The following is a 15,151-nucleotide window of genomic DNA, read 5'->3' as shown; positions in this document are numbered from 1 at the left end:
GCTGCTCTGCGGAGACGTGAAGGTGAACAGCGACCTGTATGGGCGTAATCCGGCCCGGCCACAGTTTCCTCATCCGCAGGCTTCGGCGGTCGTAGCGGGATGCACGGTCACGGAGTCGGGCGAGCCGGAGCAGGTCAAAATCCGTCTGGTGCCGCAGATGAGGGGAGATGGGAACGGAGCGAAGCGATTCGAACTCGCTGCGTTCATCCATGAACAGGTAGATGTCCGTGCATCGGGGGTACAATCGTTCCCTCAAGCCTATCGACTGTATACGCCCTTGCGGAAAGTCGTGAGCGAGGCGTGGACATCGCTGAAGAGTACGTATGTAGCCTTGGGAACGAAACATCTGCAGGCGTACCTCAACGAGTACACCGTACGCCGCCGACTGCGCCTGCCCGGAGCGGAAGAACCGATGTGGCAGAAGTTGTTGTACATGGGCGTGGCGATTCCGGCGATCCCTTACCGCCGACTGATCGCGCGCCAACCGGTTCAGCCTCTTGCGGCTGCGTCCTGATCACAGTGTTTGAACGAGGAAAGGTGAGCATGATGTGCGTGGCTTGAACGGTATGGGTTAGGATGAACGAGGACATCGGAAAAATTCAGGTTCAAGCGGCAACGAGGGCCAGAGTCTTTTAATTTTCAGGGCTTTGCTCCGCTCCTCCTCCTTCTCTCTCGGTCGGTTTCACATTACCTAAACGCTCTGCTTTCTCTTAAGATCGCCTCATAATCTCGAACCGATCTGCTTCTCCATAAGGTACGATCAAAAAAATATTAGGCCCATTCGATGATCCTGAATAGGGTAACAACAGGCTTTTTCGTGCCTTACTTGATCCGTTATTTTCTTTAACGTGCCTAAAGTATATTTTCGGTTCCCGGTTTTCTGTTTTCTTCACCTGATCCAACGGGATAATCGTGCAAAGCTCCCGGGCAGCGAGTTCACATGCCTTGCCACGGTCGACGGGCGCTTGACTGCCAAGCCTTAACTTTCGCAGCATGAAACCGGTAAACTTGCAAGGAGGGGATTCGAATTCCTCAGAACCCAGCAACTACAAAGGTTTAATTGGATTTGTGCTCTGCGAAAGTTGAGTTAGTTACAATTAAAAAATATGATTAATGAAAGCAGTCATGCATAGCTACAGTGAGAGGAGAAATTAGTTTGCAGTTAATTAAATGGCCCTGGCTCATCGCGATTGCGATTGCGATCGGATTAGCCGCAGGATTTATGGGTGATGAAGCATTTTAGAATGATTTATTACCTGGTTAACGGTGATCTGGAAACTGCAGCCCGGGAGCAGGAGAAGGTTAAAGGAAGGCAAATGCAGCTTATGACCAAGGTTCAGCTCGACCTGGAGAGCAGGGACATGGCCGGGGCGGAGCGCATAGCGGATCAGATCAAGCATTCCAATATCCGTCATTATTCCAAAGCACTGATTGCCATCTATAAATAAAAGGGACTGGGACGACTTTGAAGCCCAGAAAGCACAGTTGAAGCAGCAGGTTCTGATCCACGCGCTGGAGGCGGAGGCCGCCTTTCGCAAGGGAGAGCTCGATAAAGCCGAAAAGTATGGAGACATTGCCATCCATGGAGCTAATGGGCTTCAACGCTACATCCTGGTCAAGTCGAGGGAGCGGCAGTTAAATAACCCGGTGCGTGAAACATTTTTTTAGGGACTAATTATCCGAAAGTCGGAGAGGAACAGGAAATGGACATCATACATACATATTTGGGCCCTTTGACAGTATGGATCATAGGGCTGCTCATTTTGACGGCGTTCGTTACCGGGTGGATTCGCCGCCGGAGAGCGCGGGTACTGCGGGAGCTCAATCCCCGCAAAATTTCAATGAAGGACATTGACCGGATGGAGGACGGCTCTGAGTTTGAAACTTACTTGTATCGTTTGTTTACCGAACTGGGCTATGAAGAGGTGTACAAGACGACAGGCAGCCGTGATTTCGGGGCGGATCTTGTGTTTACCGACCGCAGTGGACTTCGGAGTGTGGTGCAGGCGAAGCGTTATGGGATGCAGAGTCCGGTCGGCCTGGGAGCCGTTCAGGAGATTTATGCCTCCATGAATTATTACCGGGCGCACAAGTCTATTGTCATTACTTCTGGCAGATATACTGAATCCTGCGCTATTTTGGCCAGTGCCAACGGGGTTACTTTGCTGGATCGCGAGGATTTGGAGGAGATCATCACTCTGTTCAAAGGACGGCGAACGGAGAAAGCCATGGACATTGTGGAGCGCGAGCCGGAGCCGTTTACAGGCGGCTGGAAGGGGGACAAGCTTCGCAAAGATGACAAGAAACACGGATGAAAAGATCGCATGCCTTTCTAACGGAAAAAATTTTGCCGAAATCCGATTTTTAAGTGGAATTTTAGTTTCTCTTCATATTGTATTAATCTACAGGTTTTATAGTTGTAATCAATAACCCCCTTTATATAGATGCTTGACCCTGCAGAACCTCGGCAGGGTCCTTTTTTTGGAATCAAAAAACTGCTTAGCCCAGCAAGGCTGCTAGAACAAAGATAATTAGGCTTGCTCCGAATACAATCAGCAGCGCCTTCCCCTTCTTGACGTGTTGGGTTCCGCAATGATAAGCAGCCGTATCTCTGCATAACCAATAAAGCAAAAGAACGTCCCATAGGGTGCGAAATCCGTATTTTATGTACGATGCCATCATGGATACATCTCCTTCGCTGCCGTAGGCTTCATAAAGACCGGGAATGGATATCATGGCATTGATGTTGCGGCATACGGCATAAGCGAAATAAAAGAGGGCTATCCACCAGCCCCACTGGCGTCCAAGCCAGAGGCCAATCCCCGCTGCGACGCCCAGCCCCCCGAGAAAAGCGACGGCTCCCTGAACTACCCATCCTGACACGCCGAGCAGGGAGGACAACTCACTGAAACGGCTGAACAACGCCGCTTGGGTAATTAGCAGTATCGCTCCGCCTATCGCCAAAAGAGCGGAAAGCAGCTTCACACTGATCGGCGTATCCGATGAATGCTCCAGATATGCGTCTGTTTCTTGTTTGCTGTAATGTTGGGTCAATCGTGCTCCTCCTTATGTGTAAAAGATTTTATATACTTTTATCGGAGGATTTGTTATAAACTTAAGCGAAATATTGAGGGACAGGGGAAAGTAACGAAATTCAGGAGGTAGCAGCTTGCAGGATTATATGGAAAAATGGGGCTATTTGGAGGAAGGGGAAAGCCGCAGCCTGTTGAGGCATTTGGTCGAGGAAATTCAGGATGCCGCCAAGCACGATGAGGAAAAGAAGTATACGGCTGACGAGATCCTTAAACTGCTTGACTCGGGGCTGACGTACAGGAGGGAATTGCAGAGAGAGTGGGAAGAGCAGGAAAAAAATGTACATATCATGTTCAGCCAGTCGGATGCCGGCTCTATGAAGGTTACGTTAAGCAACTTGAATAGGCGGCATGAATGTGCGGTACTAGCGTTTAACGATGTTTTCTCCGTCGGTCCTATTCAGCATTTGCATACCGGGGAAGGACAAAGACGCAGGACAGACTGGATGCAGAACCGGGTGAATCATTATATTTTTAATCAAATGCATAATAGGGAGCACCAAATCGCTCCAATGATGAAGACCTTGGCGAAAATAGAGGAGCACAAGTCCATTTTCATCTGGTGCGCCAACAATGCGCATGATCAGACGGGACTCCGGTTTGCCGCGTATCTTTTAAGAGAGCGGAAGCAGCCGATTCATGTCATCAATGTGTCAGAAGCGTACCGGAGGCTGTTTGGTGGTGATGATGTAGAAATCCCTTATTTTCAGGGCCAGATCGAGCCGGATCAATTTCAAGAAATCATCCGCGATTTTGAACAGACCCAACCTTTGAGCAGCGAGGCAAGAAAACAGTATGAGGCAGAGTGGCTTGAGCTGTCCAGCCAGGAGCACTGTCTCCGTTTGCTGCGCAACGGTCAAATTGTTGGAGTGCCTGAGGATGAGCTGGATGTCATGATCCTGGAAATTTTATCAGAGCTTCAGAGCACAGAAGCTGAAGAAGACGGTTATGTCCCGGCCGGGCAATTGAGTTTGCATTTTTACAACCAAACTAATCAGTTGATAGACAATGAATTCCTGAGCTACCGGGTATGGAGTTTGATAAGCGATGGCCAAATCAGCTTTAAAGGCCTTCCTGTGGGGTGGTATACTTTTTCGATTAGAAGATCATAAGGTACATAGCTTCAAAATTATAAAAACTCAGAAGAGGCTGTCCCCCGAATTTCTTCCGTTTAAAAAAAATTAAACAAAATTCGGGGGCAACATCGATTAAAGGAATGATTCGTTCCCGGAGCGTCTCACGACGGTAAAGGGGGAGCCCAAATCAATAGACATTTTGAGCTCTCTCTCATACTTAAAAAATCGAGATTAGCTCTTTGGTATACGGATGACGATCTTCATGAAATAAATAATCCCGGTCGAACTGATCAACGAGCTGGCCTTCCTTCATAACGAGAATGCGCTGGCTCATCTGATGTACGGCGGCAAGGTCATGCGAGATAAAGAGATAGGACAGATTCAGATGAGTGCGCAGAGATGTCAAGAGGCCCAGCACTGCGCCTTGGGAGATCACGTCAAGGCTGGCCGTAGGCTCGTCCAGCACAATGATGTCCGGCTCAATACCGATGGCCCTGGCAATGGTTACCCGCTGACGCTGGCCGCCGCTCAGCTCATGCGGGTAACGGTCGGCGAGAGAGGCCGGCAGTTCAACAGCCTCCAGCAGCCGCTTGATATAAGCGGCTTTGGAAGTAAACGTGAAATGCTTCAGTCTTAGCTGATGGCTGAACTGTTCGTAAGGGTCTATCAGAGAGTCTTTGATTTTCAGCTTCGGATTAAGGGCAGCCGACGGATTCTGGAACACAATCTGCATCTGCTTGCGGTAAGGTCTTAGCTTACGCTCGTTAAGGCGATCTATAGGCTGTCCATTCAGCACGATGGAGCCGCTGTTGATGGTTTCAATACGCAGCAGGCAGCGGGCCAATGTGCTCTTGCCGCAGCCGCTTTCTCCCACAAGTCCCAGACATTCTCCCTTATCAAGGTGAAAAGAAAAGCCGTTCACCACAGTCTTGCTCTCCCGGTAGGATTTGGTCAGACAATCTACAACCAAGAGGCTCATCGTTGCCCCACCTCCATCAGACCGGAAGGCAAGGTACCGTCCGGTACAGGTAATACAGGCGCTGCCTGTATGAGCTTCCGGGTATAGTCGTGCTGCGGATGATCCAGTATATGCTGCTTGCTGCCGGATTCGACAATTTTTCCTTCTTTCATAACAGCGATACGCTGGGCATAACGTCTGACATGACGCCAGTCATGAGTAATGAAGAGGATGGCACAGCCGGTTTGGCGCTGTTTGGCGGCAAGCAGCTGCAGAATGCGGTGACCGGAGACACTGTCCAGCGCTGTGGTGATTTCATCCGCAATCAACAGCTCGGGCGACAACAGGAGCGCAATGGCAATGGACGCCCGCTGCAGCTGCCCCCCGCTCAACTGGAACGGGTAACGGGAGAGGAACTGGCCGTCCAGCCCCACCGATTCGAGCGCCTCCATGGCCTGCTGCTTGCGTACTCCGGCTGAAGCAACACCATGCGCCTTCTGATACTCGTCAAAATGCTGGCCGATGGTTCGGAACGGAGTGAAGGAGCCCTGGTAATCCTGAAAGACGTATGCCAATGCGCTGCCGCGTATGGATCGTGCACGCGACGGAGGCAGCTTCAGCACATCCAGCCCCTGAAATAGAATTTGACCGTCTGCCCGCAGATTAGGCGGCAGCATTTGCCCGATGGCCTGCGAAAGCAGGCTTTTCCCACTGCCACTTTGCCCAACCAGAGCGAACCACTCTCCCTTGCGAATAGACAGCGATATCTCATGAATAAGTATTTTCTCACGGCTGCGAACGGATAGCTGCTCTATGGATAAAATCAAGATTGCACCTCCTTCTTCACATCGAAACGGTCGCGCAAATAATCCCCCAGCATATTGGCAAGCAGGACCACCACGACGATCGCCAGACCCGGATAGATCATTAGTACGGGTTTGGATTGAAAATATGGCCGGGAATCGTTCAGCATCGCCCCCCATTCCGCAAGCGGCGGCTGTACACCAAGTCCGATGTAGGAGAAGGCGGAGATCAGCAGAATGATTTTGCCGAGATCCAGACTGGCCAGTACAAGCACATTGCCTACAATATGGGGCAAAAGATGCTTGCGCATGATACTGATGGGAGACAAGCCATTAATGCGGGCAATCAGCACGTACTCCTTCTGTGATTCGGCAAGGACCGTGCTGCGTACTAGCCGGGAGTAGCTGACCCATTTTACAATGACGATGGCCAGCACCAAATTGCCGATTCCCGCACCGAGCAGACCACTGAGCACAATCGCGACGATGGTGTCCGGGAAGGCGAGAAAGCTATCTGCAATACGCATGAGAATCCGGTCGGTCCAGCCACGGAAGTAACCGGAGATCAGGCCGAGCGGGACTCCGATCAGCATCGCTGCCGTCAAGGCCAGCAGGCTGTAGCCCAGTGTCTGCCAGCCGCCCAGCAGCAGCCGGGTTAATACGTCACGCCCCAGATGATCGGTGCCGAGCGGATGCTGCAGACTGGCATCCTGCAGCCGCCCGCTCAAATCAGTCAGCGTCGGGTCGTGCCGCAGATACACAAAGGCATACAGGGCTGCCGCTGCAGCAGGCAGCAGGAGCAGCAGTGCAATGGCAGCTTGCCAGCAGTGTTTGTTCCGTCCCGTAAAATGAAGGGACAATGCTTTCATGATCATGCCTCTCTTTCCTTCAGCTTCATTTCCGGATTCAGATAACGGTAGGACAGGTCAACTCCCGTATTCACCACAAACACAAAGGCAGCCATAATAAGGATGTACCCCTGAATCAACGGGTAATCCCGCTGTCTGACCGCGTCCACAACAAGCTTGCCTATACCCGGATAAGCGAATAACACCTCAACCACCACCACACCGCCGATCAGGCTGCCGAGACTGACACCGAACACGGTAATGACCGGGGGAAGGCTGTGCCGGAACGCATGTTTCACAAAGATGCGCCGTTCGGACAGGCCGCGTGATCTCGCTGCGCGAATGAATTCCTGGCTCAGCGAATCGAGCAGACTGGAGCGGAGCAGCCGCACATACACTCCCGAGATGGCAAGTCCGAGCGTCAGGGACGGCAGAAGCAGGGACTGGAATCCGTCCCTGCCCATGGTCGGCAGCCAGTTGAGCCGCACGCCGAACAGGTCGATGAAGATCAGGCCCAGCCAGAAGCTGGGAACAGCCGCACCGATAATGGACAAAATTCTGCTGATCTGATCAATCCAGCTATTGCGGTACAATGCCGCCAGCGAACCGAGCGGAACCGATACCAGCAGCATGACGAGCAGCGCGCCTGCGGTTAATTCCAATGTGGAGGGCAGCCCCGTCAAAACCATTTCCATAACCGGCTGGCCGGTGACATAGGACTGTCCGAAATCGAGCCGTACAAAATCAAGCAGCCAAACACCGTACTGTACGAGCAGCGGCTTGTTGAAGCCCATTTCCTCGCGCAGGGCTTCTACCTGTTCCTGGCTTACGGACAGTTCATCCACATTCAGGATCGTGAGTGCCGGGTCGCCGGGCGCAAGGCGGATAAACAGAAAGCTGATAAACGTGATAAACAACATAAACAGGAGCACTTCCGCAAATCTGCGGATCAGAATCCGAATCATTCTTTCACATCCAGCTTATTGGTCATCATGTAATACTCACTTCTTGTCGTCACCCAGTTGGCAATCTTGTTCTCATTGTAGGCAACGATGGTTGAAGGATGAAGCACGAAGGAGTTGACTACGTTTCTGTGTACATAATTTGCCGCTTTTTCAGCAAGTACGGCCCGCTGCCCGGGCTCAACGGTGCGGTTAAGGTCGTCAATGATCGCCGTCAGCTCTTCTTCATAAGCTCCGCTAAAGTTGAGCGCACCTGTCGGGTGATAGGTTGCATTTAAATAATAACCGGCATCCCCCCGTGGAGCTGTCAGGTTGCTGTAGGTGGCCAGATCCCAGTCGCGGTTGGCAGCCATATATTCTTCTGGCGTATCAATCTGCTGAATTTGCACATCGATCCCGATACGCTTGGCATCGGACTGAAATACCTGGGCAATCAAGGGCAGGTCAGCCCTGGACGAGTAAGTCAGCAGTGTCAGCCGCAGGGGCTTCCCATTCTTCTGCATAATACCATCCTGAAATGTGTAACCGGCTTCCTTCAAATACTGCACAGCCGCCTCGGGACCGGTCTCCAGCCTGCTGTCTTCATACTTGGGAGCAAACGGCAGGGAAGGCAGGAACGGGCCAATGGCAGGCTCGCCATATCCGAGCAAGATCGTATCCACGATTTCCTGGCGGTCAATCAGCGCATCCATGGCGCGGCGCACGTTGAGGTCCTTCATGCTCTCGCGTTCCATGTTCATGGTAAGCTGATGCACTCGAAAAGTAGCTGTCGATTCGACCTTGATGCCTTCCACAGCATCAAGCGAGTGCAGACTCTCGACCTCCGGGCGGTACACAATATCGACCTGCCCGGACTTGAGCGCAAGGGAACGGGCATTGGCATCTTCATTGAACGCGAAGGTTACGGAATCCAGCGGAGAAGCCCCGTCCCAATATTCATCGTAACGCTCCAGCTCCAGCTTGCTTCCGGGCGTAAAAGCCTTGAGCTTGAATGGGCCGGTGCCGACCGGATTGTTGACGATATCCGGTTCGGTGATATCGATGATGGAGACATTCGGATTGACGAGCTCTGACACGAATTCGGGGAAGGGCTGTGTTGTTGTAATTTTCAGCGAATGTCCGTCCGCCTCAATCGTATCAATTTTCAGCGCATTCCGGATGGCTGCGCTCTCCTGAAGCGCCCGTTCCAGGGAAGCTTTGACAGCTTCCCCTGTCATGCTTTTGCCGTTCTGGAAGGTGACATTTTCGCGCAGCCTGATCGTCCAATGCTGTCCATCCGGGCTTTCCCAGCTTTTGGCCAGCCATGGCGCGACGGTCAGTTTATCCTCATCCAGCCTGACCAGCGTTTCTGTTATACCGGCTCTAAGCGGAACGTAGCTGGAGTCCACATGCGGGTCCAGCGAACTGGTGGAGAAATTGTAGAGGAAGCTGATATGCTTGCGGGCTGAGGCGTCTTCACGTCCTGGCGCAGTTTGTCCGCATGCGCTTAACAGGCTGATGCCAACCAACAGAGCAATTAGGGCCAGTACGGATTTGTATCGGTTCGAAATAAACAAAATACGGGTCCTCCCAATATGTAATAATTACGATTAGAATGTTATCGTAATTATTACGTTTTGACAATACCCTAAAGACGTTTAAAATCTTTGCGTCTTGATCCGGTCCTTCACCATTTTCTAGGAATGTTTAAGGATAAGGTTGGTAAAAATACCTTCTGACTTAAATAATCCTGAAGATTGTGAGGAGATCCTTTTGTGGTCCGTTATACGCTCATTCATTCCGGATTGGGCCATTCTGCTGCAGGCATTTGTCCTTCTGTCCATCCCTCTGCTCTTCTTGACAGCAACCAAACGGTTGCAGCCATACTTAAATGCAGGCCGGTCCGGTTCAATTACCAAAAGCTCCAAACAGGCCAACGATCATCAAGATAAAGGTAATTCCTGGGGCGAGCTCCCCCTTACAGGGAAATATGATACGGACCTGAACACCGTTAGAGCTACATTCGCCCAGAGTTCAGACGTGCGCATTCGGGAATTTGTCATCCGGGGAACAACAATACGTGCGGCTCTCCTGTATGTTGACGGCCTGTTCAACAGTGATCTGATCGATACGCACTTAATCACGCCATTGATGAAAGACGGCCTTGCTTCGTTGAAGAGTGAACAGTTTGAACATTGGACGAGCCCGGAGATAAAAAAATACATCGTAACCCATCTCCTTCCGGTTACTGAGATCAGTGAGGCAGCATCGCTGCCGGATTTGGCCCGGGCGGTTCTGGGCGGACAAAACGGTCTCATGATCGATGGAATGAAGGGATCCATTCTTGTAGGCTCAGCCAAGGGGAAAAGCAGAAATACGGAAGAGCCTTTGTCCGAAATTCTTCTGCGCGGCCCGCGCAGCGGATTTACGGAAAAGATAGGCGATAATACCGGTTTGCTGAGAATGCACGGACAAAACGATGCTCTGTTCCTGCAAAAATTCCAGATCGGTAATGTCGTGAAAAAGGACTTGATCATAGCTCATATGAAAGGCATCGCTGATCCTGGGCTGTTAGCGGAGGTAGAGGCAAGGGTGCGCAGCATTGAGATTGATGATCCCCTTGAATCCGGTTACATTGAGCAGTTGATTGAAGACAATATACTAAGCCCATTTCAACAGCTGCAAAATACGGAAAGGCCTGACCGTGTCATCAGCGCACTGCTTGAAGGCCGAGTGGCCATACTGCTCGACGGGACCCCTTTTGCATTGATCCTGCCGGCAACGTTCAGTATGCTGCTGCAGTCTCCGGAGGATTATTATGAGCGATGGATTCCGGGATCTTTTTTGCGGCTGCTTCGTTTCTTCGCCGCCTTCCTGGCGTTTCTGGCTCCTGCGCTCTATATCTCTTTTATCTCTTTTCACCCTGGGCTTATCCCCACCAAACTCGCAATTACGATTATTGAGACGAGAAAGGGAGTGCCTTTTCCATCCATTATAGAAGCGTTGATCATGGAGGTATCCATTGAAATTTTGCGGGAAGCCGGTATCCGTCTTCCCAGACCGATTGGTCCGGCGATGGGCATCGTGGGTGGCCTGATCATTGGCCAAGCAGCTGTACAGGCGGGGATCGTAAGCCAATTCCTGGTCATTGTAGTCGCCATAACAGCCATCTCTTCGTTTGCCATTCCGGTATACAGCGCGGGTCTTACGCTGCGAATTTTTCGTTTTGCCGCCATGTTCAGTGCAGCCATCTTTGGCCTGTTCGGGGTAGTTATGTTTTTTTTGCTGATTAGCAGCCATCTGGTCCGGTTGAAAAGCTTTGGGGTGCCTTACGTAACCCCGATGGTCCCTTACAGGCCGAGTGACTGGAAGGATTTGTTTATTCGTATCCCGTTCAAATGGATGAAAAAGCGTCCGCTTATGCTGAATCCGAAAGACCGGGTGCGCCGGTAAAACAGGAATTTTTCGAGGAGAGAGGTTTTGCAGGATGAGCCGGAATAAAGATCAGATCACGACGGCACAAGCTGCCGTTATCATTATCAATTACATGTTGGGCGCCGGCATTCTGACACTTCCCCGCACGACCGTGGAGGCTGTTAAAACCCCGGACGTATGGATTTCTATTATCATATCCGGGGTGCTCGTGATGATCGAAGGTTTAATTATCGTAAAGCTGTGCAACAAATTTCCCGGAAAAACCATATTTCAGTTTGCCCAAGAGATTATCGGAAAATGGATTTCCTTTATTCTCGGAACAGCGATTATCATATACTTTCTAACGATTTGTGCTTTTGAAACCAGAATTATGGCAGAAGTTACAGGTCTTTATTTGCTGGAGGGCACGCCGAAGTGGGCTATTGTACTGGTGTTCATGTGGATCGGGTTTTATTTAATTATGGGGGGCATCAATTCTATTGCCCGCCTTTACGAAATCATACTGCCGATTACGCTGGTCTTTTTTTTAACCGCAATTTTTTTAAGCAGCAGCATTTTTAACACTGATAATCTCCGTCCGGTGCTGGGCTCGGGAATCATGCCGGTCTTCAATGGTTTGAAACCTACGCTGCTTGCCTTCACGGGTTACGAGAGCATGCTTGTGGTTATGGCCTTCATGAGTTCTCCCCGCAAAGGAAGTAAGGCTATGATCGCCGGGATCCTGACGTCTCTGGTTATTTATCTGATCACATTGATTATGACAGTTGGAGGTTTATCCGTTGATGGGGTGAAGACAAAAACCTGGCCTACGCTGGATTTAATGCGGAGCTTTGAAATGGAAGGGCTTATTTTTGAGCGATTCGAATCGCTGCTGCTGGTCATATGGATCATGCAGATGTTCTCGACCTATACGATCACGCATTATGCAGCCTCTCTAGGATGCGCTCAGCTTTTACAGCGGAAAATGCTTCCATTTCGGCTCGTCATGCTGCCTGTCATTTATATCTTTGCCATGGTTCCCCAGTCCCTGGATCAGGTATTCAAGCTCGGAGATTTCATTGGCAACGCCTCCATTTATTTATTTGGCGCTGTTCCTTTGCTGCTGCTAATGCTAAGCATCATACGAAAGAAAGGGACCAAACTCAATGAGCAGTCATAGCAAAAAAATAGGGTATCTGGTTATGTCCATGCTGCTGCTGCTTATGACAGGCTGCTGGAGCAGCAACGAGATTGAAGATTTGAGTGTCTATGTAGGATTGGGATTTGATTCGCCTCAGAAAAATAAGCAATCCAACAATCAGGACCACGATTTTCCCAAAAGAGACGCGCTTACAGTCACGGTTCAGCTTGTTCCGCAGGCAGGAGGGAAGAAAGAAAACCAGTCGGGCGGTTCGTCTTCTGACCCGGGCTTCCTCAATGAGCAGATGACGGGAGACTCGATCATACAAATTTTCCGTCAATTTGCTTTACGGAATGACCGGCCGCTGATCGGCCATCATCTGAAGGTCATTGTGGTTTCAAGTAAAATATCGAAGAAGTATAGCCTGGAGCAGCTGCTGGACTTTATTCTCCGTGATAATGATATCAGACCCAGCTGTCTTGTCGTTGTAAGCCACCAAAAAGCTTCGGATGCATTAAACGCGGTTGAATCCGGAGAGATCCCGGCTTTCTATTTAAGAGGACTTGTCGATAACCGTTTCCGCAGCAATAAAATTTTGCCCGCCATGTATCTGGCTAAATTGGATGCACTAATGGAGTCGGGCTCCAGCTTTCTTTTGCAAAATGTGGTGACGAACATTAAAGGTGAGCCCAGATTTTCGGGGGCGGGTGTTTATCAAGGGAAGACAAAAAAATGGATTGGAGAACTGGAGGAAACGGATTTGGAAGGGTTATCCTGGATCATGGGGGGAAGCAGGGGAGGGGCATTGAAAACTTACGCGCCAAAAGGCGGACACACGATAACCTATGAAATAAAAAATGTTAAAAGCCGGATTATTCCTAAAGTGCAAGGGAATGAAATATCGTTTCATGTCCGCATCGAATCGGAAGGGCGTCTCATGGAAGACTGGAGTGCGCCTGAAATTCCTTCAACGACCAAGTATCTTCATGAATTGGAGGAGCAATTTGAGGAAGCTGCCAGTAAGCAGATTCAGCAGGTGCTGAACAAGATGCAGAATATTTATCATGTGGATGTTGGAGGATTTCGCGAGCAGCTGCGTATTAAACATCCCCAATTGTGGGAAAAGGTCAAGAAGGATTGGGATAAAACCTTTAGCCAAACTCATATTACCTATGATGTTAAGATGAAAATTACGGAGTTTGGGTCAACGACCGAATAGATCAGGTAGAAGCCGAAAGCTCCATTAATCCTGAAGTATACCTTTTTACGTACATTTCATCTATATTCTGTTCCTAATTTACAATAGTTACCTATAATCGGGGATAACTTCATACCCGGGAGGAGACAAACGGATGAAATTGGTTCTGATGGGAGATCTGCATTACCATGATGCAGACCGGAGCGTACAGGAATGGGTAGAGGCAAGAGAAAAGTTCTATGAGGCTGTGCTTGGCCGTTTTTTGGAGCCTGAGGCGGATGCTCATATTTCGCTGGGAGATTTGACAAACTTCGGGACACCAACCGAGCTGGAAGATGTATATCAATGGATTAGAAGCCATAACAGAACCTTCTATCATGTGCTAGGCAATCACGATGTGTATGGTCAGCCGAAGCGTGATGTGCTCGGTTTTACCGGACAAGCCCGCTATCATGCGGTAATGACGGATGAGGCAATACTGGTGTTTTTGGACACGGCACGGGAAATGGATTTTGAGGACTGGAGCGGCTGGGTGGATGACGAGCAGCTGCACTGGCTGGAGGAAATGGTGAAGCTGTCCGGCAGCAAGCCAATGCTCGTGTTTGCTCATCATCCCGTCTATGATACAACCGCAGGCTCGGCAGCGGATAAAGGATCGATTCATCCGGATGTGGATTTGTGGGCCATTTTAAGCCAAAAAGAAGGTATGGGGCTGTACTTCAACGGACATACGCATGTGGACTCCATCGCGCGCAGGCAGCAGTGGACGTTCGTTCAGCTGTCAGCGTGCCTGGATTCGCAGTCCTTTCGGACAGTGGACATTGAGCCCGGAGAAATCAGGATTGCGGCGGTTGATATGAACGAGCCGGAGCTGGGAGAGCATGCTGCCGTTTTGCACAGGCATATGAAGCATTTTCGTCCGACCCCGGGCGCATGTGGAGCGGATGCGGACCGCGGTTGCATTGTGGCGATTGCTGCATCCCCTACTTCAGTCCGGCCTCTATAAAGTTGAAAGCGGGCGGCCGACAGCCGCCCCTTTTTTCAAATTTAAACTGACGGAGGGAATGGCGTATGGCGAACAGCAAGCAGGCCTTTTTGGACAGGCTGGCCCATTTCGGGGTCATCGCAGCGATTAAGGAACCGAAGCATTTCGAAACGGCACTGCTGCTAAAGAATCAGCTGAGCGGGGTCTTTCTGATGACCGGCAATATCGGAGTGATCAAGCGTTACACGGACTTGTTCCAGGAGCATAACCTGCCCGTCTTCCTGCATCTGGAGAAAATCGGCGGGCTTTGCACCGATGCCTACGGACTTGACTATCTGGCTAAAACGGTGAGGCCGACCGGTATTGTGACGACTAAAACAAGTGTAGTCAAGACAGCGCAAAAGCTGGGGCTTATCACCATTCAGCGCTTTTTTCTCGTGGATACGGAAGGACTGGACAATATTGCGAAAAGCATTGAGTCGGTCAGGCCGGATATTATCGAGGTCATGCCTGCACGCATCCCGGAGATGATAAGACGGGTGAAGGACATGACGGATATTCCCATCATCACCGGCGGGCTGCTTTATGAGTGGGAGCATGCGGAAGCCTGCTTCCGGCAGGGCACAACGGCCGTGTCGTCCTCCAAGCCGGAGCTGTGGCGGCGCCCGGCACACATGCCGTCAAAGTAAACATAA

The 15,151-nt window shown here is 50.6% G+C and carries 15 protein-coding genes and 1 pseudogene; 10 read left to right on the top strand and 6 right to left on the bottom strand.

The window, feature by feature from the left end; translation table 11 throughout:
- The 4 genes and pseudogenes from ACI1P2_RS13015 to ACI1P2_RS13000 all read left to right on the top strand — a co-directional run.
- Positions 1-514 (top strand): annotated as a pseudogene (locus ACI1P2_RS13015) (transposase); the annotation flags it as partial.
- A 715-nt stretch (positions 515-1,229) separates the two neighbouring features.
- On the top strand, positions 1,230-1,448 hold the full coding sequence (locus ACI1P2_RS13010) for a hypothetical protein (RefSeq protein ID WP_355320281.1): 219 nt from the start codon (positions 1,230-1,232) through the stop codon (positions 1,446-1,448).
- Positions 1,449-1,485: 37 nt separating this feature from the next.
- Positions 1,486-1,668, top strand: a complete 183-nt coding sequence (locus ACI1P2_RS13005) for a hypothetical protein (RefSeq protein WP_355320280.1) — start codon at positions 1,486-1,488, stop codon at positions 1,666-1,668.
- 35 nt (positions 1,669-1,703) lie between these two features.
- Positions 1,704-2,315, top strand: coding sequence for a restriction endonuclease (locus ACI1P2_RS13000; protein WP_355320279.1), 612 nt, complete (start codon positions 1,704-1,706; stop codon positions 2,313-2,315).
- A gap of 184 nt (positions 2,316-2,499) precedes the next feature.
- Here ACI1P2_RS13000 and ACI1P2_RS12995 read toward each other — a convergent pair whose 3' ends face one another.
- Positions 2,500-3,054 carry a hypothetical protein gene (locus ACI1P2_RS12995; RefSeq protein ID WP_355320278.1) on the bottom strand — a complete coding sequence of 185 codons (555 nt, stop codon included), beginning with the start codon at positions 3,052-3,054 and terminating at the stop codon, positions 2,500-2,502.
- A gap of 115 nt (positions 3,055-3,169) precedes the next feature.
- On the opposite strand from ACI1P2_RS12995, the gene ACI1P2_RS12990 reads away from it, so the two are divergent.
- A complete protein-coding gene (locus tag ACI1P2_RS12990) occupies positions 3,170-4,204 on the top strand; it encodes a DUF1835 domain-containing protein (protein WP_355320277.1) in 1,035 nt (344 codons plus the stop codon).
- 181 nt (positions 4,205-4,385) lie between these two features.
- On the opposite strand, the gene ACI1P2_RS12985 is transcribed toward ACI1P2_RS12990, so the two are convergent.
- Genes ACI1P2_RS12985 through nikA form a run of 5 tightly spaced genes read right to left on the bottom strand, consistent with a single transcriptional unit; the run spans position 4,386 to position 9,295 of the window.
- Entirely contained in the window at positions 4,386-5,147 is a 762-nt protein-coding gene (locus ACI1P2_RS12985) for an ABC transporter ATP-binding protein (RefSeq protein ID WP_355320276.1), read from the bottom strand.
- Positions 5,144-5,953, bottom strand: coding sequence for an ABC transporter ATP-binding protein (locus ACI1P2_RS12980; RefSeq protein ID WP_355320275.1), 810 nt, complete (start codon positions 5,951-5,953; stop codon positions 5,144-5,146). The genes ACI1P2_RS12985 and ACI1P2_RS12980 overlap by 4 nt, the downstream gene beginning before the upstream one ends.
- Positions 5,950-6,798, bottom strand: a complete 849-nt coding sequence (nikC, locus tag ACI1P2_RS12975; protein WP_355320274.1) for a nickel transporter permease — start codon at positions 6,796-6,798, stop codon at positions 5,950-5,952. The genes ACI1P2_RS12980 and nikC overlap by 4 nt, the downstream gene beginning before the upstream one ends.
- Positions 6,799-6,800: 2 nt before the next feature.
- On the bottom strand, positions 6,801-7,742 hold the full coding sequence (gene nikB / locus ACI1P2_RS12970; protein ID WP_355320273.1) for a nickel ABC transporter permease: 942 nt from the start codon (positions 7,740-7,742) through the stop codon (positions 6,801-6,803).
- On the bottom strand, positions 7,739-9,295 hold the full coding sequence (gene nikA, locus ACI1P2_RS12965) for a nickel ABC transporter substrate-binding protein (protein ID WP_355320272.1): 1,557 nt from the start codon (positions 9,293-9,295) through the stop codon (positions 7,739-7,741). Before nikA ends, nikB begins: the two co-directional genes overlap by 4 nt.
- Positions 9,296-9,491: 196 nt before the next feature.
- Here nikA and ACI1P2_RS12960 point away from each other — a divergent pair, with 196 nt between their 5' ends.
- The 5 genes from ACI1P2_RS12960 (at position 9,492) to ACI1P2_RS12940 (ending at position 15,145) form a co-directional block, all read left to right on the top strand.
- Positions 9,492-11,171, top strand: a complete 1,680-nt coding sequence (locus ACI1P2_RS12960; protein WP_355320271.1) for a spore germination protein — start codon at positions 9,492-9,494, stop codon at positions 11,169-11,171.
- Between the two features lie 34 nt (positions 11,172-11,205).
- Positions 11,206-12,312, top strand: coding sequence for a spore germination protein (locus ACI1P2_RS12955; protein ID WP_355320270.1), 1,107 nt, complete (start codon positions 11,206-11,208; stop codon positions 12,310-12,312).
- The gene (locus tag ACI1P2_RS12950) at positions 12,299-13,492 is read left to right on the top strand and encodes a Ger(x)C family spore germination protein (RefSeq protein WP_355320269.1); all 1,194 of its coding nucleotides are present in this window, start codon (positions 12,299-12,301) and stop codon (positions 13,490-13,492) included. Before ACI1P2_RS12955 ends, ACI1P2_RS12950 begins: the two co-directional genes overlap by 14 nt.
- A gap of 133 nt (positions 13,493-13,625) precedes the next feature.
- A complete protein-coding gene (locus tag ACI1P2_RS12945; protein ID WP_355320268.1) occupies positions 13,626-14,477 on the top strand; it encodes a metallophosphoesterase family protein in 852 nt (283 codons plus the stop codon).
- A 65-nt stretch (positions 14,478-14,542) separates the two neighbouring features.
- Positions 14,543-15,145 carry a glycerol-3-phosphate responsive antiterminator gene (locus tag ACI1P2_RS12940; RefSeq protein ID WP_355320267.1) on the top strand — a complete coding sequence of 201 codons (603 nt, stop codon included), beginning with the start codon at positions 14,543-14,545 and terminating at the stop codon, positions 15,143-15,145.
- The last annotated feature ends 6 nt before the right edge of the window (positions 15,146-15,151 follow it).

This window comes from Paenibacillus jiangxiensis, from assembly GCF_046098255.1.
Lineage (GTDB): Bacteria > Bacillota > Bacilli > Paenibacillales > Paenibacillaceae > Paenibacillus > Paenibacillus jiagnxiensis.
Note: the sequence above shows the minus strand (reverse complement) of the source record. Positions and strands in the feature narration are given on the sequence as shown.

Bases quoted from the DNA above. Each gene is read 5' to 3' on its own strand.
- ACI1P2_RS13010 (WP_355320281.1), top strand. From the start codon at position 1,230: ATGAAGCATTTTAGAATGATTTATTACCTGGTTAACGGTGATCTGGAA.
- ACI1P2_RS13000 (WP_355320279.1), top strand. From the start codon at position 1,704: ATGGACATCATACATACATATTTGGGCCCTTTGACAGTATGGATCATA.
- ACI1P2_RS12985 (WP_355320276.1), bottom strand. From the start codon at position 5,147: ATGAGCCTCTTGGTTGTAGATTGTCTGACCAAATCCTACCGGGAGAGC.
- nikC (WP_355320274.1), bottom strand. From the start codon at position 6,798: ATGAAAGCATTGTCCCTTCATTTTACGGGACGGAACAAACACTGCTGG.
- nikB (WP_355320273.1), bottom strand. From the start codon at position 7,742: ATGATTCGGATTCTGATCCGCAGATTTGCGGAAGTGCTCCTGTTTATG.
- ACI1P2_RS12955 (WP_355320270.1), top strand. From the start codon at position 11,206: ATGAGCCGGAATAAAGATCAGATCACGACGGCACAAGCTGCCGTTATC.
- ACI1P2_RS12950 (WP_355320269.1), top strand. From the start codon at position 12,299: ATGAGCAGTCATAGCAAAAAAATAGGGTATCTGGTTATGTCCATGCTG.
- ACI1P2_RS12945 (WP_355320268.1), top strand. From the start codon at position 13,626: ATGAAATTGGTTCTGATGGGAGATCTGCATTACCATGATGCAGACCGG.
- ACI1P2_RS12940 (WP_355320267.1), top strand. From the start codon at position 14,543: ATGGCGAACAGCAAGCAGGCCTTTTTGGACAGGCTGGCCCATTTCGGG.